We start from the raw sequence: 23,894 nt of genomic DNA on the forward strand, positions 1-23,894 counted from the left end.
GGTGCGGTGAATGTCCGACCTGGGCGAATTCATCCCTGGCCAGGACGGATACGTAAGGTTAGCGGCCGGATCCGGCCGTTCGCTGATGCGGCCCACCCCTGTGTCAACCGAGCCGAAACCGTTCCCGGACCGAGTCCGCGGCCGTGTCCACCGCCGGACCCCAAGAGAACAGCGGTGGCCCGGACTTCACCCGCCGTTCACCGGGAGTCCCTCGGACCGCGTGGAGCCACACATACCGTCACGCACGACACCAGACGGAGGGAATCCACGTGCGCAATCTGCTGCCGTTCATCAGCTCGCATCCGGGTGGGCGTTCCGCGCTGACCTGCCGCTTCCGCTGTGGGGACGCCTGCTTCAAGGAGACTCCCAACAACAGCGACAACGAGTACGCCGGCGACATCATCGCCGGTGCCGTGTCGCGCCGCTCGATGATGCGCGCGGCCGCCGTGGTCACCGTCGCCACCGCCGCCGGGACCGCCGCGCTGACCGGCCCGAGCGCCCCGCGGGCCGAGGCCGCCGCGCTCGCCGGGCACGGGCACCAACCGGGGCCGCCCCACAAACCGGCCCCGTCCGGGGCGCGTGGCCTGCGGTTCTCGCCGGTCGCGCCCAACAAGGACGACAAGGTCACCATCCCCGACGGGTACGCCCAGAACGTGGTGATCCGCTGGGGTGAGCCGATCCTGCGCGGCGCGCCCGCCTTCCACCCGGACCGGCAGACGGCGAAGGCACAGGCCGGCCAGTTCGGCTACAACAACGACTTCCTCTCCCTGCTCCCGCTGCGCGGCGAGCGCGGCCGGCAGGTCCTGGTCGCGAACCATGAGTACACGGACGAGATCCTCATGTTCCGCGGTTACGATCCGGCCAACCCGACCCGTGAGCAGGTGGAGATCGCCTGGGCGGCGCACGGACTCTCCGTGGTCGTCGTCCAGGAGGAGCACCGCACCGGCAAGCTGGGACCGGTCAACCGGCACCCGCTGAACCGCCGTCTGACCGCGACGAGCGAGTTCCGTGTGACCGGTCCGGCCGCGGGGAGCGCCCTGCTGCGCACGTCCGCCGACCGCACCGGCCGCAAGGTCCTCGGCACCCTCAACAACTGCGCGGGCGGCACCACGCCGTGGGGCACCACGCTGCACGGCGAGGAGAACTTCAACCAGTACTTCGCCAACGGCAACACCGACATGCACAAGCGGTACGGGATCGGCACGAGCGCCACCGAGCGCAAGTGGGAGCGGTTCGACCGTCGGTTCGACCTGGCGAAGGAGCCCAACGAGGCCAACCGCTTCGGCTGGGTCGTCGAACTCGACCCGTACGACCCGGACTCCACCCCGCGCAAGCGGACCGCGCTGGGCCGCTTCAAGCACGAGGCGGCACAGCCCCGGCTGACCTCCGACGGCCGCCCGGTCGTCTACATGGGCGACGACGAGAAGTTCGACTACCTCTACAAGTTCGTCTCCAGCAAGCGAATGAAGAAGGGCAACTCGCGGGCCGCCCGCGAGCACAACCTGACGCTGCTGGACGAGGGCACCCTGTACGTCGCCAAGCTGAGCGGCGACTCGCCGGTCACCGAGATCGACGGCACCGGGAAGCTTCCCGTGGACGGGGAGTTCGACGGCAGCGGCGTCTGGATCCCGCTGGCCACCGGCACCACCTCGCACGTGCCGGGCATGACGGCGGAAGAGGTGTACGTCTACACGCGGCTCGCCGGTGACAAGGTCGGCGCGACCAAGATGGACCGCCCCGAGGACGTCGAGCCCTCGCCGCGCACCGGCCGGGTGTACGTGGCGCTCACCAACAACTCGGACCGTGGCAAGGAGGGCAAGCCCGGCGCGGACGAGGCGAACCCGCGCAACGGCAACAAGCACGGGCAGATCCTGGAGCTCGCGGAGAACTGGGACGACCCGGCGGGCGACGGCTTCGCCTGGCGGCTGTTCCTCGTGGCGGGCGACCCGGAGGACCCGTCCACGTACTTCTCCGGCTTCCCCAAGGAGAACGTCAGCCCCATCTCCTGCCCGGACAACGTGGCCTTCGACGCCCACGGCAACCTGTGGATCTCCACGGACGGCAACCAACTCGGCTCGCACGACGGACTGTTCGGCGTGGCGACCCAGGGTGACCGGCGCGGCGAACTGAAGCAGTTCCTCACCGTCCCGGCCGGGGCCGAGACCTGCGGCCCGGTCATCCAGGACCGCCGCGTCCTGGTCGCGGTCCAGCACCCGGGCGAGATCGACGGAGCCTCCGTGGAGAAGCCCGCGAGCGTCTGGCCCGACGGGCCGGGGAAGATCGTCCGCCCCTCCGTCGTCGCCGTCTGGCGCAAGGACGGGCGCGACATCGGCGTGTGAGGTCCGGCCGGCGGGAGGCCTTATTGCCTCCCGCCGGCCGCCCGGTCCGCATTAGAGTCGACGGCATGGTTTCCGGTGACGCACCGCAGGCGGAAGGAAGCGTCCGGGTCGACGTGTGGATCTGGTCGGTCCGGCTGACGAAGACCCGTGCCCAGGCGGCCGCCGCCTGCCGAGCAGGACATGTGAAGGTCGGCGGCGAGCGGGCCAAGCCCGCACAGGCCGTACGCGTCGGCGACGAGGTGCGGCTCCGGCACGCGGGGCGGGACCGGGTGGTCGTCATCTCGAAGATCGTGAAGAAGCGGGTCGGCCCGCCGGTGGCCGCGGAGTGTTTCGTCGACAACAGTCCGCCCCCGCCGCCCCGCGACGTCGCGGTCCAGGTTCCCGTACGGGACCGGGGCGCGGGGCGTCCGACCAAGCGCGACCGCCGGGAGATGGAACGCCTTCAGGCGCACCCGCCGGAGCGCTGAGGCCCCGGCGCGTCCCCGGCACGGCTCGGGCGTGGGGCTGCCCGGCAGGGGGTCTCCGGGCGTGAGGCTCCTCGGCGTGGGGCTTCTCGCTCGCTGTTTCACGTGAAACAGCGAGCGAGAAGCCCCACGCATGTCGCGGTCGGCCATGACGCCTCTCTTCGGGTCGCTCGGTGGCGGTCACGGGCCCGCTCCCACCGGGCGCCGCCTCATCGCACGCCGGCCGGAGACCTCTTGCTCCGCAGGAGTACCCGGGCCGCCACCGCCCCCACGAGCAGGACCGCGCCGACCGCCAGCACCACCCACACCGTGGTCCGCAGCGAGGCGGTCAGAGCGTCGACCACCGCGGCGGCCGCGTCCCGGTCGCTGCCGGGCACCTCGTCCAGCACCCGGTTCCGGCCGATCGCGACCAGCACCCGGAGCACGATCGCGCCGAGCACCGACCCGGCGCCCACGGTCGCGGTGACCCACAGCCCGGCCCGCACCCCCCGCCGTACGGTCGCGATCCCCACCACCAGGACGAGGAACACCAGGGTGGCGACGGCCGGCCAGATGCTGCAGTAGCGCAGCCACCGGAACGAGCTCCTGAGCTCGTCGGCCTGACCGGGGCCGAGCACGGTGATCTCCGTCCGATCGATCGGGATCTGGTCGGCGAACGGCACTCCGTCGCGGACCAGGTCCTGTTTGACCTGGTCGATCACCGGGGCCAGGTCGATCGTCACGGCCTGTCCGCTGTCGCCGTCCAGGGCGGCTGTCACCGCCTTGTGGGCGGCCCGGTTCGCGGTGTCCCAGGCCCGCTGGAAGGCCTCGGTGGCGGTGAAGGACCGCACGGTCTCGTGCAGGAACTCCCGGACCGTGTCCTGGAGCGGACCGAGGTCGATCTGCCGCATCGCCTCCTCGGTCACCAGGTCCGCGACGGTGGTCTGCACCGCCGGGTCCGAGGCGAGCGGGGAGACGGCGGCGACGTACCGGTCGGTGTCGTCGATCTCCAGGTCGACCCAGGCGGAGAGTGCGCTCAACGGCACGAGGACAGCGAGCAGGACGAGCAGGACCGCCGAGAAGGCCGCCGAGGTCGCCGAGATCGCCGAGGGAGAGGTCCGCACTCCTCCAGGGAATCCCGTAGGGAGCCGGGCCGCTCCAGGCCGTACGCCATTCGAGTTGCCGGGCGGCGCGGTCGGGTGTGCTCTGGAGGAACGGGGGCGCGACGGGGGCGACGGAAGGAGCTGTCCGCGATGGCCACACACGCAGCCATGCCCGGCCGAGGGGGCACCCGCGCGCACGCGCGGACCCGCCACCGCACCCCGCTCGCCTGGGCACTGCCTCTGGTGCTCGGCGTGATCTACGGGTTCTACGCGGCGTTCATCCGCCGCGACGGCGGCGCCGGCACCGCCGGTCAGGTCCTGCTCGGACTCGTCTCCGGGGTCGCTCTGGCCGCCCTCTGCTTCGCGCTGGGCCGGATCCAGCGCTCGCTGCCGCGCGAGCTGCGGGCCGCCGCGTACGGCGCGCTGACCGCGTGTGCGATCGGCTTCCTGGTGAGCCTCACCGACACCAGTGTGCTGCGGTCGGCCGTTCTGGGTCTGGTGGTCGGCGCGGGCGTCCTCGTCGTCACGTTCTATCTCTTCTACACGCGGGAGACCTGAGGCTTCCGGGCTTCGGTCGAACCGTGCGCGCGGCCGCCAGATTCAATCTGGCGGCCGCGCCTCTCCGTCTGGCGCCCAAGAGGTGAGGGAGCGGAACGGGCCGGCCCGGACAGGAAGTCCGGGAGGCGGGACAGGAAGCGGGAGGAGGAGCGAGTGATGACGACGGACAGCGTTCCGCTGCGGGTCGCGGTGATCATCGGCAGCACCCGCGAGGGCCGCATCGGTGATGCCGTCGGCCGCTGGTTCATCGAGCGGGCCCAGGACCGGAGCGAGCTGGACCTCGCCGTGCTGGACCTCGCCGATTTCGACTTCCCCGTGCATTACCCGGGGCGGGCGACGGAGCAGATGACGGAGTTCACCGAGGAGATCGCCAGGGCCGAGGCCTTCGTCGTGGTCACCCCGGAGTACAACCGCTCGTTCCCCGCCTCCCTGAAACAGGCCATCGACTTCGCCTATGACGAGTGGCAGACCAAACCGGTCGCCTTCGTGAGCTACGGACACGGTTCCGCCGGGCTGTACGCCGTGGAGCAGCTGCGCTCGGTCTTCACCGAGCTGCACACGGTGACCCTGAGGAACGGGGTCGCGCTCGACTTCCTTCAGCAGCCGCTGGAGGGGCACCCCGGGGAGAACGGCCGGGACCGGTCCGTGGGCCTGATGCTCGACCAGCTCGGCTGGTGGGGCTGGGCCCTGCGCGAGGCGCGCGCCGTCCGCCCCTACGTCTCATGAGCTCCCGGCGCCCGGCGCAGATCGCAGACTCCCACCGACGACCCACAAGGAATGGATCATGAGCACTGAACTGGCCATCGAGACCACGGGGCTGGTGAAGGTCTTCGGCGACAACCGTGCGGTGGACGGCATCGACCTCGCTGTCCCCACCGGCACCGTCTACGGCGTCCTCGGACCCAACGGCGCCGGCAAGACCACCGCCGTCCGCATGCTCGCGACCCTGCTGCGCCCCGACGGCGGCACGGCCCGGGTGTTCGGCAAGGACGTCGTGAAGGACGCCGACGCGGTCCGCAGCCGGGTCAGCCTGACCGGGCAGTACGCCTCGGTGGACGAGGACCTGACCGGCGCGGAGAACCTCGTTCTGCTCGGCCGGCTGCTCGGACACTCCAAGCCGGCGGCCCGCGACCGGGCGGCCCAGCTGCTCGAAGGGTTCGGCCTGAGCGAGGCGGCGGGCAAGCAGGTGAAGAACTACTCGGGCGGCATGCGGCGGCGCATCGATATCGCCGCGTCCATCCTGAACACCCCGGACGTGCTGTTCCTGGACGAGCCGACCACCGGACTCGACCCCCGCAGCCGCAACCAGGTGTGGGACATCGTGCGGGCGGTCGTCGCCCACGGCACGACGGTCCTGCTGACCACCCAGTATCTGGACGAGGCCGACCAGCTGGCCTCCCGTATCGCGGTGATCGACCACGGCAAGGTCATCGCCGAGGGCACCAAGGGCGAGCTCAAGGCCTCCGTCGGTTCCGGCACCGTCCATCTGCGGCTGCGCGACGCCGACCAGCGGGACGAGGCCCAGAAAGTGCTGGCCCTCGCCCTGGACGTGCCGGTGCAGCTCGACGCGGACCCGGTGGCGCTGACCGCCCGGGTCGACGGGCAGAGCACCGAGCAGGGCGCCGCGGAGCAGGCCGGGCGTGCCCTGGCCGAGCTGGCCCGGTGCGGCATCACGGTCGACAACTTCTCGCTGGGACAGCCCAGCCTCGACGAGGTCTTCCTCGCACTCACGGACAAGAAGGGAGTGGCGGCATGAGCACCGCGACCGCCAAGACGGACCTGGAGGACGTCGCGCTCGTCGCGCCGGACAAGGAACGCCTCTCGGCGCTCCTGGTGGGCCACGAGCGCCCGCCGAGGCCGAGCGCCCTGTCGGCATCGTTGACCTTCGGCTGGCGCGCCATGCTGAAGATCAAGCATGTGCCGGAGCAGCTCTTCGATGTGACGGCTTTCCCGATCATGCTGGTCCTGATGTACACGTACCTCTTCGGAGGGGCGCTGGCCGGCTCCACGGAGGAGTACATCCAGTTCCTGCTGCCCGGCATCATGGTGATGAGCGTCGTGATGATCACGATGTACACGGGTGTCGCAGTGAACACGGACATCGCCAAGGGCGTCTTCGACCGGTTCCGCACGCTGCCGATCTGGCGGCCCGCGCCGATGGTCGGTTATCTGCTCGGCGACGTCCTGCGCTATCTGCTGGCTTCGGCGGTCATGCTCTCCATCGGCATGATCATCGGGTTCCGGCCGGACGGCGGTGTGCTCGGAGTGCTGGCGGGCGTCGCTCTGCTGATCCTGTTCTCGTTCGCGTTCTCCTGGATCTGGACCATGTTCGGTCTGCTCCTGCGCTCCGAGAAGTCGGTGATGGGCGTCAGCATGATGGTGATCTTCCCGCTGACCTTCCTCAGCAACGTCTTCGTCGACCCGAAGACGATGCCGGGCTGGCTCCAGGCCTTCGTGAACAACAGTCCGGTCACCCACCTCGCCACGGCGGTGCGTGAGTTGATGGCGGGCAACTGGCCGACCGCCGACATCGCCTGGACGCTGGGCTGGACCGGGGTGCTCATGGTGGTCTTCGGCGCGGTGACGATGCGGCTCTACAACCGGAAGTGACCGACGGCGGACTTGCGCGCCCGCCCCGTGCATCCTTGACCTTCCCCGCAGGGGAAGCCCCAGCATCGGTGGGGCCGGGCGGAAGGCGCCCGGTACGAGGAGGTACGGGGTGGAACGCGAAGGCAGCCGGCCGCCGGGCGCCGTGAGCGGGGAGCTGGTGACGATCGGGGAGTTCGCCCGGTTGTCCCGGCTCTCCGCCAAGGCGCTCCGGCGCTACGACGAACTGGGCCTGCTCCGGCCCGCCCTGGTCGACCCGGTGAACGGCTACCGGTACTACGACCCGGCGCAGGCGGAGGGGGCCCGGCTTGTGGCGTGGCTGCGCAGGATCGGCATGCCCTTGAGCCGGATCGGCCGGGTCGTGGCGCTCGACGTGGGCGCCGCGGCGGTGGAGATCCGGGCCTACTGGGCGCGGGTGGAGGCCGAGACGGCGGCCCGGCGCGATCTGGCGATGTACCTCGTCGACCATCTGTCAGCGGAGGGCAGGGCCATGTCGCAGATACCGGAGAACGCGGGCGGCGCGGGGAGCGTGGACGGGCCGCGGAGTTCGGGTCCGGGGGGGTCCGGAGGGCCCGGAAGGCCGGGGGGTCCGGGGGCGGGGGCGCTCGCGATCCGGTGCGCCGCGCTGACCGATACCGGGGCGGTGCGCACGGCGAACCAGGACGCGGCGTTCGCGGGGCCCCGGTTGCTGGCGGTCGCCGATGGTTTCGGGGAGAGCGGGGCCGAGGCGAGTGCTGCGGCGATCGAGGCGCTCAAGCCTTCCGCGCGGGGTGCCCGGGACGGTGCGCTGTCCGCCGCGGATCTGCTGAACGCCCTGGAGGACACGGCGGATTCCGCTGCGCGGGCGGTCCGGGACGCGGTCGCGCCGCGGGCCGCCCCGGACGGTTCGGGGACCACGCTCACCGCGATGCTGTGGACCGGATCGCGGCTCGGGCTCGTGCACATCGGGGACTCGCGGGCCTATCTGCTGCGGGGCGGCGAGCTGTTCCGGATCACGCACGACCACAGCCTGGTCCAGTCGATGATCGACGACGGTTCGCTGAGCCGGGAGGAGGCCGCTTCCCACCCGCAGCGCGCCCTGCTGCTCAAGGCCCTGGTCGGAGAGGCACGGTCCGCCCCGGTGGCCGTGGCCTGCCGCCCCGACGTTCGCTTGCAGGAGGTGCTGGCCGGGGACCGCTATCTGCTCTGCTCGGACGGCCTGTCGGCGGTGGTGGACGAGGCGGATCTGAGGGCGGCGGCCATCACGGCGGACGACCCGGAGGAGGCCGTTCGCCGGCTGGTCGGTCTGGCCCATGAGGCGGGGGGACCCGACAACGTGGCGTGTGTCGTCGCCGACGTCGTCGTCGCCGAGGCGTAGCTGCGCCGGACGGCGGGCCCGGGGGCGGCTGAGGGCTCGGGCCGGACCGGGGCGCGGGGGGGCCGCTGGCAGGACCGGGCGCGGGGGGCGCGGGCCGGACCAGTGCGCGGGGAGATGCGGCCGGACCGGGGCAGGGGGGCGGGCCGGACCGGGGCGTGGGGAGGCGCGGGTTGGACCGGGGCCCGGGGAGACGCGGCCGGACCAGTGCGCGCGGGGGCGCGGGCCGGACTGGTGTCCTCCGGGGCGTTTCGGGAGGCCGGGGTGGGTCGGCCGGCCGGGGTGGTGGGGGTCAGAGCCGCCAGTCGGGGGAGTGCTCGGGCCGGTAGGCGCAGGTGGTCCCGGTCGTCACGGAGGCCTTGAGATGGGCCGCCAGCGTGGGGTGCAGGGTGTCCAGCTTGCGCAGGGTGTCGCGGATCCGGGCGGTGACCGTCTTACGGGCCCGCTCGGTCTGGTCGCCCAGCCGGCGGGTCCGGCCGCCGAGCCCGGCCGCGGTGCGCAGTTCGTCGAGGAGGGCCTGCCGCTCCCGGTCGTACTTCTCGACCTGCCGGGAGTCGTCCCGGGCCGCGGCTCGGTCTATCTCGGCGTCCAGCCGGTCCAGGTGGTCCTTGTAGCGGCGCTTGGCCTCCTCGTCGAGCACCGGATCGCCGCCGAGCTGCCCGGCGGCGACGACGAGGTCCCCGCCCTCGGGCGCGAGGAGCTGGACGGCCGGGATGTCGGCGCCGGGCAGCCCCAGCAGGCTGTGCAGGTCCCGCAGGCCCTTGGCGTCCGGGACGTGCACGGTCACCCCGTCCCAGCGCAGCTGCCAGACCGGCCCGCTCCGCCGGAACTCGGCGGGCGCCACGGCCCGGGTCCCGGCCGACGTCCCGGTCGACGCCCCTGCCGACGTCCCGGGCGATGTTCCGGCCGAGGCCCCAGTCGACGTCCCGCCCGTGCCCGTGCCCGGGTCCGCAGCCGCAGCCGCAGCCGCAGCCGCAGCCGCAGCCGCAGCAGCCGCAGCCGCAGCCGGGTCCGCGTCCGGGGCCGATGAGTCGGCGGGTCCGGTGGTGGCGGGACCGGAGGTGGTGGGTTCGGTGGTGGTGGCGGGCCGGTGAGGGGTGAGGGTGTCGATCGCGGTGCCGGTGGTTGCGGGTGGGGCAGTGCGGAGGGCGGCGGCCTCGGACCTCACGTGGTCCAGGGCCAACTCGCCCGCTTCCCGGGCCACTTCGCCGAGCAGTCGACGAGCCTGCCCGACGTCACTGGCATCGGCACCGGCACGAGCACCCCCGGCACCGGTGTGGGCATCACCCGCACCAGCGCGGGCGAGCAGGGAGCGGGCCAGGCAGAGCCGGGACCGTACGGCCCAGGGGCGGGCGCCGAGGCGGTCCGATGAGGCGGCGGCCTCGGTGAGGGCGGCCACCGCCGCGTCCTGGTCGTCGCGGGCGGCGGCGAGCATCCCGAGCCAGAGGTCGACGGGGCCGCCGATGTCGCACCCGTACAGCGAGACGACCCACTGGCCCGTGTAGGGGGTCAGTTCGTCCTCCGCGCGGGCGATGAGACGCGGGTCGCCCGTCACCGCGGCCGCCTGGGCGAGGAGCCTGAGCCACAGCGGCATGAACGCCCGCGGGTAGGGGGCGGCGCGGTCCGCCTGTTCGGCGATCAGACGCAGGGCGGGTGTCGCGTCACCCTGCTCCACCGCCGTGATCGCCTCCAGCAGCCCGGGATAGGGATACCCGCTGCCCGGAAGCTCGGCGAGGACCTCCTCGGCCTCGGCGAAGTGCCCCTGGAGCAGGTGCAGCGCCCAGGACAGGTGACGCCCCATGAAGCCGAACGCCACGTGGTCGTTGCTCTCGGGGTCGAGCGAGTCGTCGTCGAGGGCGGCGGACGCCTCGGCGAAGCGGCCCTGCAGGGAGGCGATCAGGCTGGAGTCGACGGCGATCCCCAGCGCGAACCGGGGCAGCTCGGTCCGCTCGGCGAGCCGGACGAACGTACGGAACTGGTCGAGGAAGGCCGGGTCGCCCAGCTCCAGCAGCGCCACCCAGCGCATGGACGTCGCGTGCAGCTCCATGTCCTGGTGCTGGGTGCGGCGGCCGACGACGGTCATCTCGTCGGTCAGTCCGAGCCGCTCCACCGCCGAGCCCAGGCCCCACACGGAGTCGTGGCGCGCCCAGAGGGAGAAGGCGAGCGCCTCGTCGTCCGAGCCGCTCCGGGCCAGCGCCATGATGTGGATGGCCAGCTCCTGGGCGAGCCGGTCGTCGGAGAGGCCTTCCTGACCCTCCTTGCCGGTGATCCTGTGGTGCGCCTCGGCGAGGAGACCTCCCGTGGAGGCCTCGCGGCCGCCCAGGGCCCCTTCGCGGTAGAGGGTGATCGCCACCCGGGCCAGCAGCTCCGGTTCGTCCGTCTCCCGGGCGAGGGCGACCGCGCGGTCCAGGTGGCGCTCTGCCTCGGCCTCCTCCCCGACGTGCCGGAGCTGTCCGGCCAGGTCGAGGGAGATCAGCGCGGTACGCCGGTGGTCGGGGCCCTCGTCCGCCGCGCCCGCCCGGTCCGCCCCGCCTCCCCTGCCCGCCGAGCCCGTCCGGTCCGCAAGGGCTTCCCTGCCCGCCGGGGCTTCCCCTGGCTCCCCCGACGGCCTTCCGGAGGGCTCCCGCGGCTCCCCCGGTCTCTCTGATTCCTCCGGCTCCCCCGATGCGCCGGAGGCCACCGTGAGGGCGCGCCGGTAGTGGCCGAGGGCCTCCTCGTCGGCCAGGCGTCCCGATGCGTCCCGGGCGGCTGCCAGCAGCAGGTCGATCCGGCGGTCGCGCTCCAGCTCCCCGCCGGCGAGGTGGGCGTGCCGGGCGAGGGCGCCGGGCCGCACCGCGTCGCCGAGGCCGCCGTGTGCGTCCAGGGCCCGTACGGCGCCGGCATGGCGGTCGCGGGCCTCGGTGTCGTCCAGCGAGGCGTACAGCGTCTCGCGCAGCAGGTCGTGGGCGAACGCGTACTGCCCGGACGGGCGGGGGACGACGACACGGGCGGCGACGGCCGACTCCAGCAGCCGGTCCACGTGGGGGACCGGCGCGCCGTGCACGACGGCCAGGACCTGCCGGCGGAACTCCCGGCCGAGCACGGCGGCGCTGGTCAGCAGGGAGACGACCGGCTCGGGCAGCAGGGCGAGCCGCTGCCGGACCGCTTCCCGCACGCCGGGCGGAATGGTGGAGACCGGGCTTCCGCTGTGCCAGAGCCGGGCGGTCTGCTCGACGAAGAAGGGGTTGCCGCCGGTGCGCCGGTGGACCTCGTCGACCAGCGCGGGTGTGGGCTCGCGGCCCGTCGTCACCGTCATCAGCGCCCCCACCTCGTCCCGGCCGAGACCGGTCAGGGTGAGGGTCGTGGCGGCGCGCGAGACCAGCGGCAGGATCAGCTGCTGGAGCGGGTGTCCGGGGGCCTCCACCTCGACGTCCCGGTAGGTGCCGATCAGCAGCAGCCGTTCGAACCAGGCGTGCTGGGCGGCGAACTCGAGCAGGCGCAGCGAGGCCGGGTCCGAGCTGTGCAGATCGTCGAGGACGACCACCAGCGGCCGGCTCTGGGAAACCGTGACGAGGGCCGTGGTCACCGCGTCGAAGAGCCCGAAGGCCTCGGCTCCCTCCGGCGGACCGCCGCCCGGCGGGCCAGTCCCCGCTTCCGTGCCGAGCTCGCCGCCCTGCGCCCCGTCGGCGCCCGTGCCACCGGCGTTGCTCGGGGCCGCCCCCGGGGCCGGGAGCGTGCTGGGTCCCGGACCGTCCGCACCGCCCATGGCGACCCTGACCGGGTCGCCGAGGAGCACCGCGAGCCGGCCGTCCGAGGCCTCCTGGGCCGCCGCCCATTCCGCCGCCGTGGCGGACCGGCGCAGACCGCGCAGGACCTGCACCCAGGGCCAGTAACCGGGGGTGTTGTCGGAGTCCCAGCAGGAGCCGCCGACCACCAGCGCCCCGCGCCGCCGCGCCTCGTGCGCGGCGTCGGTGACGAGGGTGCTCTTGCCGATCCCGGCCTCGCCGGTGACCAGCACGAGACCGCCGTGGCTGTCCGTGGCCCGCGCGATCTCCGAGCGGAGGATGCCGGCGGGGTGGTCGCGCCCGAAGAGAGCAGGGGTCATGACCACACGATAGGAGCCCCCACTGACAACGGCCCCTCGTTTACTCGCGGGGCCGTCCGCCGCGGACTTCCGTCACTCAGTCGCGGACCACCGTCACCGGGCACGGCGCGTGCTGGGTGACGTGGAGGCTGACCGAGCCGAGCAGGGTGGCCTTGAAGCCGGTGTGGCCGCGGGCCCCCACGACGAGCAGGTCGGCGCCCCGGGCCCGGTCCAGCAGGGCCTGGGCCGGATTGCCGATGACCACGATCTTGCTGACCGCGGCGGCCCCCGCGGCGCCGAGGGCCTCCTCCAGCGCCTCGGTGAGGGAGACGGTGGCCAGGGCCTGCGGGTCGAAGTCCTCCGGCATGCCCGGCATCATCGACGCCCAGCTCGTGGCGGGGTACTCCCAGCTGTTCACGGCCTCCACCGTGGCGCCGGTCAGCTCGGCCTGACGTACGGCCCAGTGCAGTGCCTTGATCGAGGAGTCGGAGCCGTCGACGCCCACAACGATCCTGCCCATATCTGCCTCCCACTCGGTTCAGCCCGGTTCGGTCCGGCTTTCACCAGTTAAAACCGTTTCGGCCCGCCCCGCTCTGGCGGCCCGCCCCGCCCCCGCCGTCTCAGTCCAGCCGCAGATCCGCGAGCTGCTGCTCGAAGGGGACGACCGCGTCCTCCCCGTCGTCCAGGCCCGGTGCCCGCGAGGCCCCGGAGACCGCACGGCCCAGGACGGCGGAGGCCAGTTCGCCGCCCGCGCGCCGGATCCGGGACGGCAGGCCCTCGGTGTACTCGTCGCCCGAGGAGCCCCAGTCCTCCGACGCCGCGTAGACGGAGGTGGGCACGGTGACGGCCCGCAGGTAGGCGAAGAGCGGGCGCAGCGCGTGCTCCAGGACCAGCGAGTGCCGGGCCGTGCCGCCCGTCGCGGCGATCACGACGGGCTTGCCGGTCAGCGCGGTGTTGTCGATCAGGTCGAAGAACGACTTGAACAGTCCGCTGTACGAGGCGGTGAAGACCGGCGTCACGGCGATCAGACCGTCGGCCTCCGTCACCGCGTCGATGGCTTCCCGCAGTGCGGCTGAGCAGGTGGTGGGCGATGTCCACGGCGAGGTCGCGGACCTCGATGACCTGGACCTCGACGTTCCGGTCCTGCTCGGCCGCGAGGCGCTCGCGGGCGGCCGAGGCCAGCCGGTCGGCCAGCAGCCGGGTGGAGGACGGCTGGCTGAGCCCGGCCGAGACGGCGACGATGCGCAGGGGTGTGGTGGCGAACATCGGGGTCAGGCCTCCTTCGCAGCGGTGCGGGCGGCGACCGCCGGGTGGACGGGCGCGGACTCCGGCACTCCGGCCGGCCGCAGGTTGGCGAACTCCTTGCGCAGCACCGGCACGACCTCCTCGCCGAGGATGTCGAGCTGCTCCAGGACTGTCTTCAGCGGGAGCCCCGCGTGGTCCATCAGGAACAGCTGACGCTGGTAGTCGCCGACCTCGTCCCGGAACGTCAGCGTCCGCTCGATGACCTCCTGCGGGGAGCCGACCGTCAGCGGGGTCTCGCGGGTGAAGTCCTCCAGGGACGGGCCGTGGCCGTAGACCGGGGCGTTGTCGAAGTACGGACGGAACTCCCGGACGGCGTCCTGCGAGTTCTTGCGCATGAACACCTGGCCGCCGAGCCCGACGATGGCCTGCTCGGCGGTGCCGTGCCCGTAGTGGGCGTAGCGCCGCCGGTAGAGGTCGACCATCTTCCTGGTGTGCTCCATGGGCCAGAAGATGTTGTTGTGGAAGAAGCCGTCGCCGTAGTACGCGGCCTGCTCGGCGATCTCCGGGGAGCGGATGGAGCCGTGCCAGACGAACGGCGGGACGCCGTCCAGCGGGCGCGGGGTGGCGGTGAACGACTGGAGCGGCGTACGGAACCTGCCCTCCCAGTCCACGACGTCCTCGCGCCACAGCTTGTGCAGCAGGGCGTAGTTCTCGATGGCCATCGGGATGCCCTGGCGGATGTCCTTGCCGAACCAGGGGTAGACCGGTCCGGTGTTGCCCCGGCCCATCATCAGGTCGACGCGGCCGTCCGCGAGGTGCTGGAGGGTGGCGTAGTCCTCGGCGATCTTCACCGGGTCGTTGGTGGTGATCAGCGTGGTGGACGTGGACAGGATCAGGTTCTCGGTGCGGGCGGCGATGTAGCCGAGCGTGGTCGTCGGGGAGGACGGGACGAACGGCGGGTTGTGGTGCTCGCCGGTCGCGAAGACGTCCAGGCCGACTTCCTCGACCTTCTGCGCGATGGCCAGGGTCGCCTTGATCCGCTCGTTCTCGGTGGGGGTCCGGCCGGTGGTCGGGTCGGTCGTGACGTCCCCGACGGTGAAGATCCCGAACTGCATGGCGTCCGCCTTCCTGAGTCCCGGCCGGGGGTCCGGAGACCTCGACCGATTTGGTTGAACGTTGAACTACACCCTACAACGGGACCCCCCTCCGTCCTATTCCACGCGGCCGGGCGCCCGTCCTGGGCGCGCGTAATCTGGAACGGTGAGCGAGCGGGAGAGCAACAGCGAGGAGTGGAAAGCGCGCGGAGTGTTCCTGCGCGTCTTCGTCTATGTCTTCGCCACGCACCTGTTCGCCGGCTTCATCTGGCTCCTCTTCTACGTGGGCGGGCACGCCCCGAAGTAGGCACGTCCGGAAGTAGGCGCGCCCACAAATAGGCACGCCCCGAAGTGAGCCCCGTATGCTGAAGCCATGACCTCCGTCCCGTGCCGAAACTGGTGGCGCTCCTCATAGGAGCGGCCACAGCATCTGCACGGAACCAGGGCCGTTCGACATGGACGGCCCTTTTCGCTGCCCTCGTACGGCGCGGACACGGAGACGCGGCGCAGCGGCGCTCACCGGCGGGGCCGTCCTCCACGCATCCACCCACGCGAGGAGACCCACCCCATGACCACCTCAGCCGCCCCCGCCACCTCAGCCACCCTTCCGACCGCAGCCGCCCCGGCCCCCTCGGCCGCCGCCGTCCCCGCCGAGCGCCGCAGCGCCGAGCTGGAGCAGCAGCTGACCCAGGACCCCGCCCGCTTCCGGGTCCTCACCGGCGACCGTCCCACCGGCCCCCTGCACCTCGGCCACTACTTCGGCACCCTGCGTAACCGGGTCCGCCTCCAGGACCTCGGCGTCGACGTGTTCGTCCTGATCGCCGACTACCAGGTCCTCACCGACCGGGACACCGCCGAGCGGCTCCAGGAGCACACGGACGGGCTGCTCCTCGACTACCTGGCCCTCGGCATCGACCCGGCCCGCAGCACCGTCTTCAATCACAGCGCCGTCCCCGCGCTCAACCAGCTCCTGCTGCCCTTCCTGAGCCTCGTCTCCGTCGCGGAGCTGGGCCGCAACCCGACCGTCAAGGACGAGATCGCCCACTCCCGGCAGTCCTCGGTCAGCGGGCTGATGTTCACGTACCCGGCGCACCAGGCCGCCGACATCCTCTTCTGCAAGGGCAGCGTCGTCCCGGTCGGCCAGGACCAGCTGCCCCACCTCGAACTCACCCGGACGATCGCCCGCCGGTTCAACGAGCGGTACGGGAACGTCTTCCCGGAACCGGACGCGCTGCTCTCCGCCGCGCCCCTCCTGCTGGGTACCGACGGCACGAAGATGAGCAAGAGCCGCGGCAACTCCGTCCCGCTCGCCGCCACCGCCGACGAGACGGCCCGCCTGATCAAGGGCGCGACGACGGACGGCGACCGGCACATCACCTACGACCCCGAGCGCCGGCCCGGCGTCTCCTCGCTCGTGCTGCTGGCCGCCCTCTGCCTGGACCGGGACCCGCACGAGGTCGCCGAGGAGATCGGGAACGGCGGCTCGGCCGCGCTCAAGCGGACGGTGACCGAGGCGGTCAACGCCGACCTGGCCCCCGTACGCGCCCGCCGTGCGGAGTACGCGGCGGACCTGACGTACGTACGGTCCGTGCTGCGGGAGGGCAACGAACGGGCGAACGCGGTCGCGGAGCGCACCCTGGAGGAGGTGCGCGAGGCGATGGGCACCTTCCGGTAGCGGCCGGGGCGGGCGCGCCGTCGCCGTTGCACGTACCGGAAGCGGCCGGGACGGGCCTGCCGGGCGGGCCCTCGGGGCGGGCCCGGCAGGCCCTCCGGACAACCGCGCCGGACAAGCCCCGCGCCGGCCCTACACCCTCGGCATCACCGACCGCTGCCGCCGCAGCAGCTCCGCGAGTCCTCGGCGGGTGGCGGCGATGACCACCCGGTCCTGGGCGCGGAGCACGTAGCCGGGATGCAGGTCCCAGACCAGGCCGGAGGGCGGTGGCGCCTCGCCGTCCGGGTTGAACGGCGGGAGCGCGGCCAGGTCGGGGTTGCGGTCGCCGGGCGGGGTGGCGTCGATGGCCAGGACCCGCCAGGCACCCGCCCTGAACGCCTGGTCGACCGTCTGCCCCTCCAACTGCGGGTGCCCCGCGACCTCCAGGGCCGCGAACAGCATGACCTTCCGCTCGACGGGCACCGCGCCCAGGATCTGGCGGCCCATCATGGCGACCGCGAAGGACGGGGCGGCCAGGTGGGAGACCGAGCGGGAGCGGGTCAGGGCCCCGGGGTGCGCGGTGCGCAGGGTGCGGTAGACGGCGGTGGCGAACTCGTCGTCGTACAGCCGCAGCGCCACCCTCAGGTCCGGCTTCACCGAGCGGGCGTACAGCGCCGCTTCCAGGTTCGTCGTGTCGATGCTGGTGAGCGCGAGGAGGGCGCGGGCGCGGCGGATCTTGGCCGCTTCGAGGACACCTTCCTGGGTGACGTCGCCGATGACGGTCGGCACATGCATGGAGCGGGCCAGCGGGATGCCCCGCGCGTCGGGGTCCTCCTCGACGACGACCACGGGGATGTCGAGCTCGCGGAGGCGTACGAGGACGCGCGTACCGATCTTGCCGAGTCCCAGCAGCACCACGTGCCCCGACAGGCCGCGCGGCGGGCGGCGCAGCGAGGAGGCGGTGCGCAGGGTGCCGAACGCCTCCAGGACGGCGGCGAGCAGCAGCGGGAGCAGGAGCAGCCCGGCGACGCCGGAGAGGAGCTGGATGATCTTCCGGGCCGGAGAGCCGTCCTCCGAGGGGTCGTTCATGCCCAGCAGGTCGAGCAGGGTCAGGTAGGTGGAGTGCAGCAGGCCGTCCCCGGTGGTCAGGAGCGAGGCGACCACCAGGGCGAGCGCCGCGACCGCGATGCCGAGGGCCGACCAGCGCAGCCTGCGGGAGAAGACCTGGGAGAGCGGGGCGCCCCTGCCGCCCATGCGGGTGGCCGGGCGGTCCGGGTCGGCCCGGCTGACCGCCTCGAGGACCACCGTGCCCCGGCCGGTCGCGGCGGCGACGGCGCTTTCGTCGGGCAGCAGTTGCGGGGCCTCGTCGCCGCTGCTGTCCGAACCCTCCGCGCCCGCCGGGTCGTTGGTGGTGGAGGAGAGCAGGGCGAGGGTGCACAGGCCGGGATCGGCCGTCTCGCCGGGGCGGGGCGGCGGGCGTTCGGCGGCGCGCAGGAGCAGCCCCTCGGCCTGGATGATCTTGCTGCTGCCGGCGAGGGCGGTGGCGGCGAGGGCCGGCGCTGCGGTGTCGGCGTCGGACAGGACGGTGGTGGAGGCGTCCAGCAACGCCGGGTCGATGCCGGGCATGGCGACGGCCGCCGCCTGGTCGAGCAGCTCCTCCAGATGCTGTCCGAGCTTGCGGTTGTAGAGCCGGATCACCAGCCGCAGACGGGGGTTGAGGCGGCGGGCGGTCAGGGCGGCGCGGATGTTGCGTTCGTCGTCGTCGTAGACGAGCGCGAGCGCGGCGGCCCGGTCGACGCCCGCCTCCTCCAGCACGTCGTCGGAGGGCTCGGGCGCCTCCATGATCCGGACGGCCTCGACCCCGGCGTTGGTGTCGCCGCTGCCGCCGGTGGTCCCGCCGCCGTTGCCCGCGCGGTTCATCGCCGCCGACATGCGGCCGAACAGGGCTGCCGCCCGCCCCCGTTGGGTCAGCGGCGTCTCGGGGCTGTTCGCGTCCCGGCCCGGTGGCAGGAGCAGGGTGACCCGTTCCCCGTAGACGAAGCGCAGCTCCACGGCGAGTCGGCGCGCCAGGGCGTCGTCACCGCAGACGATCATGTGGCCGGTGGACGGCGGGCGTCCCGGTTGCTGAGGAAGTGGAGGCACGAAACCCAGCATGCCGTGATCCTTCCGGCTCGGTCGTCGCGATCAGTGTGGAGTGTTGGTGATCTTCGCATGGCGGTTCGGCACCGCCCGGTCGTTGATCGCTCCCTGAGCGCCCGCCAGCAGGTGCCGGGGGTCCGCCGCCCGCTGGATCGCCGTCTCGACCGCCGCGATCCGGTCCGCGAGCAGCCCGAGGGCGGCCACCGCCCGGGTCATCGGATCGCCGTCCGGCCCGCCGAGTGCCTGGGTGCGGACGTAGGAGGCGGTGATCGCCGCCCACCGCTCCGCCTGGGCGGCGGTGAGCGTGCCGCGCAGGACGGCCAGCTTGAGGAGGTTCGCCTCGGCCCCGGTGGTGAGCGTCTGGGCCTCGCCCGCGTAGTGGTCGCCGATCACGGCGGACAGCTCCTCGTCGTTCATGACGGGCACGATCCGCTCGGCGATCTTGTTCATGTTGCGGTACGAGCCCTGGAGCCGGAACGGCGGCTCCGTGCGCGTGGCGTCCGTCTGCGCGGCCGATGCGATGTAGGCCGCGTTCACCGCGAGGACGGTGTCGCGGGCCGCGAGCAGATGGCGCAGCACGGCCAGGATCCGGTCCAACTCGGGCGCGGAGTAGGCGTGTTCCAGGTGCTCCGCACGGGCGGCCGGGTCGCTGCCGCCGGCCAGCCGGACCAGCAGCGCCAGGTCGTCCCGCGAGCGGGCGGCCAGCGGGGCGAGGACCGGGTTGGCGGTCAGCGCGTTCTCCACGAAGCTCAGCGCGAAGACGTCCTCGCGACCGCTGAGCACCTCGCCCAGGTTCCAGACGTCGGCCCGGTTGGCGAGCATGTCGGGGATCCGGAACTGCTCGCCGGACTCGGTGTACGGGTTGCCCGCCATGCAGACCGCGAACCGCTTGCCCCGCAGGTCGTAGCTGCGCGGCTCGCCGTCCCGCACGCCCTCGATACGACGGGTGGCGTCGCACAACGGGATGAACTTCTGGAGCAGTTCGGGCGAGGTGTGCTGGATGTCGTCGAGGTAGAGGAGTGTGTTGTTGCCCGCCTCCAGCGCGAAGTTGATCTTCTCGATCTCCTGCCGGGCGGTGGCGCTCGGGGCCTGGGCCGGGTCGAGGGAGGTCACGTCGTGGCCCAGGTTGGGCCCGCTGATCTTGACGAGCACCATCCCGAGCCGGTCCGCGACGTACTCCATCAGCGTCGTCTTGCCGTAGCCGGGCGGCGAGACGAGCAGCAGCAGCCCCTGCGAGTCGGTGCGCCGGTCGGCGTCCGCGGTGCCGAGCTGCTTGGCCAGGCTGTCGCCGATCAGCGGCAGATACACCTCGTCGAGCAGCCGGTTGCGGACGAACGCCGACATCACGCGCGGCCGGTGGTCGTCCAGCCGCAGCCGCCCGCGCTCGGCGGTCACCAGGGAGGTGCGCAGCCGCTGGTAGGCGCGGAACCCGGGCACGGTGGAGGTGCGGAACTCGGCGGTGCGGGCCAGGAGTTCGTCGATCCGTACGGTGAGGGCCCCGCCGCTGCCGATGCGCGGGTGGTCGCCGAGCAGGCCCTCCAGCGGCTCGGCGAGGGGCGCGTCGCACGCGTACCGCTCCAGCTCCGGGCAGAGCTCCACCGCCACGGCCTCCGCCAGGTCGCCGTCGCCGAGGTCCGCCCCCGTGGCCTCGGCGTACGGGGCGAGCCAGCCCTCCACGAGCTGCCGGCGGGCGGCCAGGTCCTCGCCGAGGGCCGCGAGGTCGTCCCCGTACGCGTCGGGGCCCACCGCCCGGTGGAAGGCCTCCAGGAACGCGCGGATCGAGGAGCCCACGACGAACCCGGCGGGACCGCTCGTCAGCTCCTCGAAGAGGTACCCGGCGACGGCGTGACCCGGCGCGGCCGGGGACGGGGAGCCGATCGCCGCCGCCCACTCCTGCTGGAGCACCGCGATGGCCGGGGCGAGCCCGAAGGTGTCGCGGGCGCGGGCCAGCGAGACCGCGCGCCTGGTCCAGGAGGTGCGCCGGTCCTCGTCGGTGCCGTACGTCCAGAAGAGCTGGGCCGCCGCCCGGACGGCGGGCTCGTGACGCAGCAGCCCGGCGTCCGCGTGCAGCCGCAGCAGAGCGGCCAGGATCGCGGTGGCGTCCTCGTCGTGGACGCCCCGCGTGTACCCCTCGTCGTAGGCCTCGGCGGCCGACTCCCGTACCAGACGGCCCAGTTCGGTCTCGGCCAGCGAGGCGAGGTGGCTCGCCCCGTGCTCGTCGAGGAGGCGGGCGGCGAGGTGCTCGGCACGGTAGACGGAGGCGTTCTCCGAGGGGAGCAGCTGCTCCCAGTACGGGCGGGCCGCCGCGAACGCCGGGTCGGTGACCGGGGCCCGGTAGTCCGTCCCGGTCAGCGCGAAGGCGAGGCGCTCCCCGGCCGGCACCAGCGTCAGGTCGAACGGCTGGGTGTTCACCGCGAACCGGTGGCGGCCCAGCTTGATCACGGACCCGCCGTCCGCGTACAGCTCGGTGCGGTCGCGCAGGGCGCGGCCCGCCTCCTGACGGGCCGCCTTCAGCCGCCCGTCCAGCTCCTCGGCGCGCACCGGGTCGCCCAGCCCGCGCAGCTCCTCGGCGGTACGGCGGACCTTGGCGACCATCGGGTCGGAGGCGAAGTAGGTGTGGACGGCGTCGAGGTCCTCCAGCGCGGCCACCCGCCGGGTGATGGTGTCCAGCACCCGGTCCGCCGACCCGGCCAGCCGCTCCGCGCGCCGCGCCCGGTCGTCCTGGAGGGTCTGCTTGCGCGCCGAGAACGCCTCGTACACCTCGGTGCGGCGCTCGGCCAGCTCGGCGAGGAAGTCGTCGAACTCCGCGAACCGCGACTCCAGGTTCTCCAACTGAAGCAGCAGCCGCGCCAGTTGGTCGTCGCACGCCTCCGGCGAGTCGGCGGCGGCCAGGGCGCCCGCGACCGCCTGCCCGAGCAGCGCGAACTCGGCGGCGAACTCGGCCCGCCCCTCCTTCGACAGCAGCTCCCGGCGGCGCGCGTCCAGCGTGGCGCGGGCCCGGTTCGCCCCGCCCAGCACCTCGGCGATCCGCTCCAGGATCGACGTGCGCACGGTGGCGTCGCCGATCTCCAGACCGGCGACCACGTTCGTGACGGTGGCCAGCCCCTCCGTCATCGCGGACAGCCGGTCCGTCACCGTCGAGGCGTCCCGGACGGTCTCCAGCGCCCCCGCGTCGGCCACGAGACCCGCGATGTCCTCGTGGTACCCGTCGAAGGCGTCCTCGCGGGCGAGGAAGGAGACGGCCCGCTGGGCGGCGGACGCGATGTCGTCCTCGGTGCGCGCGGAAAGCTCCGCGATCCGCTCGACATCGGCGTACCGCAGGTCGCTGATGGTCGACAAGTGCCCGTGCGCCTGCCGGAGTTCGGTCAGCCGCTCCACCCACGCGGACGCCGACCCCGGCACCTCGCCGCGCACCCGCCGCACCAGCGCGGTGATGCGGGCGGTGGTCTCCTCCAGCGCCTCGGCGGCCCGCCGGGTCAGATCCTGTACGGCGGTGAACTCGGCCAGCACCTGCTGTGCGGTGGCCCGCAGCTCGCTCAACGGCTCGTCGAGCGAACCCAGTTCGGGATCCGACAACCAGTGGTACCGGTCCTGGGCGCGCGCGCAGTCGGCGGCGAGCTGCCCGTACACGGCGGTCGTCGGCGTCATGTCCCGTACGCCGTGGGCGAGGGCGAGGCAGTCGGAGATCCCGCGCACCAGGTCGGCGTTGCCGGTCCGGGCGAGCGCCCCGGTCCCGGCGGGGCGGGCGGCGGCGTAGGTGTCGGAGACGTACGGGGTCTGCCAGCGCTGCAACGGGTGCACGCGGGCGGGACCGTCCGGGTTGTCCCGGAGCAGGATCAGCGTCCCGTCGTCCAGCAGCGCGTGCCCGCGCCCGGTGAGCGGGGTGGCGACCTCCTGGCGGATCAGGTTGTAGGGGAGGAGGAGGCTGCGGAGGCCGTCGCGGGAGCGGAAGACGTAGAGCATGTCCTCGCCGTTGGGCGAGCGGACCGCGCCCTCGAAGACCGGCTCGGTCAGCTCCTCGGCGGTGTCGAAAGTCTTCGCGGTGCCGGTGGTGAGGTAGTAGCCGCCGGGGAAGATGATCCCCTGGTCCTCGGGGAGCCGGTGGCAGGACGGCCCGATCGCGTCGAGCCGTCGCACGGTCGCGAGCAGCGAGTTGAAGACCAGGTGCCGCCAGGCGTCCTCCTTGTACGGGCGCACCCGCAGCAGCACCAGCGGCCCGACCTCCGCGTACTCGACGTCGGCGTCCGCCAGCGACTGCAACGGCTCGTCGACCGGCTCCTCGTAGATGCCGTCCGGCGACTCGGTGTCGTCGGTGACCTTGACGGTCAGCGTGCCGCCGAGCGTGTCGACGAAGAGCCCGCCGCTCTTGCCGACGGCGATGTGCGGATGCCGGCCGGGGATGTGGGACTCCCGTCCGGCCGCGGTCCACTCGAAGTCGTGGGAGGGCGGGAAGACATGGTCGCGCTCGCCCTGCGCGTCGAGGAACGCCCCGGGCGACCCGTCCGGGGCGAGGGCCCAGCGCAGCACCCGGATGTCCTCGGCGTTCTCGCCGGTACGGAAGACGGCGAGGAGCTTGCCGTCGACCCGGCGCAGCCGCAGGAGGCGGGCGTCGCGGAAGTAGCGGTGGAGGGAGGAGAACGCGCGCCGGAACCCCTCACCGTCGAGGAGGGACCCGTCCGCCCCGGCCCCGGGGACGTCGCCCTCCGCCTTGGCCCCGGGGACGTCGCCCTCCGTCCCGGTGCTCTCCGGTCCGGTGCCCTTAGCCCGGGTGCCCTCCGGTCCGGAGCCGCGGACGAGGAGGACGTCCTCGACCCCGGCTTCCCCGCGCGCCCCCGGCCCCCGCTCGAAGCCGAACAGCAGCCTGCCGCCCACCGCGACGAGGTCCCGCGGCACGGAGGCCCGCTCGGTGTGCACCTGCTCGGTGGCCAGGAGCCGCAGCCCGGTCGACCCGAACTCCTCGGTCCGTCGCGCGTTGAGCCCCTCGGCCCGCCGCACGAGCTCCCCTGCCTGCGCCGAGAGCCGACGCCGCAGCACCTCGTAGGCACCGGCATCCACATCGCCCTCCCCGCCCGGTGGCGGCGCGGCGACGGTGGTGGTGATGTCGCTGTCCATGCGTACGGCTCCCTACGTGTTTCTTCCGACGACAGCCAAACCAGCCCACTGACTCACACCGAGCCAGCAACCCAGCCCGTCCGGCCCACACCCAGCCCGTCCGGCTCAACCCAGCCCGTCCGGCGTTTGAGGACGGAACCCTCGGGCCGTTGGGCCCGCTTCCTGACGCGCGGGCCGGACCCGGAA

At 73.1% G+C, this 23,894-nt stretch carries 15 protein-coding genes and 1 pseudogene; 9 read left to right on the forward strand and 7 right to left on the reverse strand.

Annotation, left to right across the window (positions count from 1 at the left end):
* Positions 1 to 269 precede the first annotated feature (269 nt).
* Together ACH4UK_RS18805 and ACH4UK_RS18810 are read left to right on the forward strand one after the other, a co-directional pair.
* The gene (locus ACH4UK_RS18805; RefSeq protein WP_398357568.1) at positions 270 to 2,339 is read left to right on the forward strand and encodes a PhoX family protein; all 2,070 of its coding nucleotides are present in this window, start codon (positions 270 to 272) and stop codon (positions 2,337 to 2,339) included.
* Positions 2,340 to 2,404: 65 nt separating this feature from the next.
* Positions 2,405 to 2,806 carry an RNA-binding S4 domain-containing protein gene (locus ACH4UK_RS18810; protein ID WP_398357569.1) on the forward strand — a complete coding sequence of 134 codons (402 nt, stop codon included), beginning with the start codon at positions 2,405 to 2,407 and terminating at the stop codon, positions 2,804 to 2,806.
* Between the two features lie 206 nt (positions 2,807 to 3,012).
* Here ACH4UK_RS18810 and ACH4UK_RS18815 read toward each other — a convergent pair whose 3' ends face one another.
* On the reverse strand, positions 3,013 to 3,906 hold the full coding sequence (locus tag ACH4UK_RS18815) for a hypothetical protein (RefSeq protein ID WP_398357571.1): 894 nt from the start codon (positions 3,904 to 3,906) through the stop codon (positions 3,013 to 3,015).
* Positions 3,907 to 4,035: 129 nt separating this feature from the next.
* On the opposite strand from ACH4UK_RS18815, the gene ACH4UK_RS18820 reads away from it, so the two are divergent.
* The 5 genes from ACH4UK_RS18820 (at position 4,036) to ACH4UK_RS18840 (ending at position 8,407) form a co-directional block, all read left to right on the forward strand.
* Complete coding sequence (locus ACH4UK_RS18820; RefSeq protein ID WP_398357573.1) at positions 4,036 to 4,443, forward strand: hypothetical protein; 408 nt, start codon at positions 4,036 to 4,038, stop codon at positions 4,441 to 4,443.
* A 156-nt stretch (positions 4,444 to 4,599) separates the two neighbouring features.
* Positions 4,600 to 5,169, forward strand: coding sequence for an NADPH-dependent FMN reductase (locus ACH4UK_RS18825; protein ID WP_398357575.1), 570 nt, complete (start codon positions 4,600 to 4,602; stop codon positions 5,167 to 5,169).
* A gap of 58 nt (positions 5,170 to 5,227) precedes the next feature.
* Entirely contained in the window at positions 5,228 to 6,199 is a 972-nt protein-coding gene (locus tag ACH4UK_RS18830; RefSeq protein ID WP_398357576.1) for an ATP-binding cassette domain-containing protein, read from the forward strand.
* A complete protein-coding gene (locus tag ACH4UK_RS18835; RefSeq protein WP_398357578.1) occupies positions 6,196 to 7,053 on the forward strand; it encodes an ABC transporter permease in 858 nt (285 codons plus the stop codon). Before ACH4UK_RS18830 ends, ACH4UK_RS18835 begins: the two co-directional genes overlap by 4 nt.
* A gap of 109 nt (positions 7,054 to 7,162) precedes the next feature.
* Positions 7,163 to 8,407 (forward strand): MerR family DNA-binding transcriptional regulator, encoded by a 1,245-nt coding sequence (locus ACH4UK_RS18840; RefSeq protein ID WP_398357580.1) that lies wholly within the window; start codon positions 7,163 to 7,165, stop codon positions 8,405 to 8,407.
* 289 nt (positions 8,408 to 8,696) lie between these two features.
* Here the strand turns inward: ACH4UK_RS18840 and ACH4UK_RS18845 are convergent, their stop codons facing one another.
* From ACH4UK_RS18845 to ACH4UK_RS18860, 4 genes and pseudogenes are all read right to left on the reverse strand, one after another.
* A complete protein-coding gene (locus ACH4UK_RS18845; RefSeq protein WP_398357582.1) occupies positions 8,697 to 12,488 on the reverse strand; it encodes an ATP-binding protein in 3,792 nt (1,263 codons plus the stop codon).
* 76 nt (positions 12,489 to 12,564) lie between these two features.
* Positions 12,565 to 12,987, reverse strand: a complete 423-nt coding sequence (locus tag ACH4UK_RS18850) for a universal stress protein (RefSeq protein ID WP_398357584.1) — start codon at positions 12,985 to 12,987, stop codon at positions 12,565 to 12,567.
* A gap of 100 nt (positions 12,988 to 13,087) precedes the next feature.
* A pseudogene (locus ACH4UK_RS18855) lies at positions 13,088 to 13,733 on the reverse strand (FMN reductase).
* Between the two features lie 5 nt (positions 13,734 to 13,738).
* Positions 13,739 to 14,827: an LLM class flavin-dependent oxidoreductase gene (locus ACH4UK_RS18860; protein ID WP_398357586.1), complete on the reverse strand. Its 1,089-nt coding sequence runs from the start codon at positions 14,825 to 14,827 to the stop codon at positions 13,739 to 13,741.
* Positions 14,828 to 14,972: 145 nt separating this feature from the next.
* Here ACH4UK_RS18860 and ACH4UK_RS18865 point away from each other — a divergent pair, with 145 nt between their 5' ends.
* Both ACH4UK_RS18865 and trpS read left to right on the forward strand, forming a co-directional pair.
* Complete coding sequence (locus tag ACH4UK_RS18865; protein WP_398357588.1) at positions 14,973 to 15,113, forward strand: DUF6126 family protein; 141 nt, start codon at positions 14,973 to 14,975, stop codon at positions 15,111 to 15,113.
* A gap of 261 nt (positions 15,114 to 15,374) precedes the next feature.
* The gene (gene trpS / locus ACH4UK_RS18870; RefSeq protein WP_398357589.1) at positions 15,375 to 16,481 is read left to right on the forward strand and encodes a tryptophan--tRNA ligase; all 1,107 of its coding nucleotides are present in this window, start codon (positions 15,375 to 15,377) and stop codon (positions 16,479 to 16,481) included.
* A 129-nt stretch (positions 16,482 to 16,610) separates the two neighbouring features.
* Here the strand turns inward: trpS and ACH4UK_RS18875 are convergent, their stop codons facing one another.
* Both ACH4UK_RS18875 and ACH4UK_RS18880 read right to left on the reverse strand, forming a co-directional pair.
* The gene (locus ACH4UK_RS18875) at positions 16,611 to 18,611 is read right to left on the reverse strand and encodes an NAD-binding protein (protein WP_398357591.1); all 2,001 of its coding nucleotides are present in this window, start codon (positions 18,609 to 18,611) and stop codon (positions 16,611 to 16,613) included.
* A 30-nt stretch (positions 18,612 to 18,641) separates the two neighbouring features.
* Positions 18,642 to 23,708, reverse strand: a complete 5,067-nt coding sequence (locus ACH4UK_RS18880; protein WP_398357592.1) for a DNA repair ATPase — start codon at positions 23,706 to 23,708, stop codon at positions 18,642 to 18,644.
* Between the last annotated feature and the right edge of the window lie 186 nt (positions 23,709 to 23,894).

The organism is Streptomyces sp. NPDC020884, assembly GCF_044333935.1.
GTDB lineage: Bacteria > Actinomycetota > Actinomycetes > Streptomycetales > Streptomycetaceae > Streptomyces.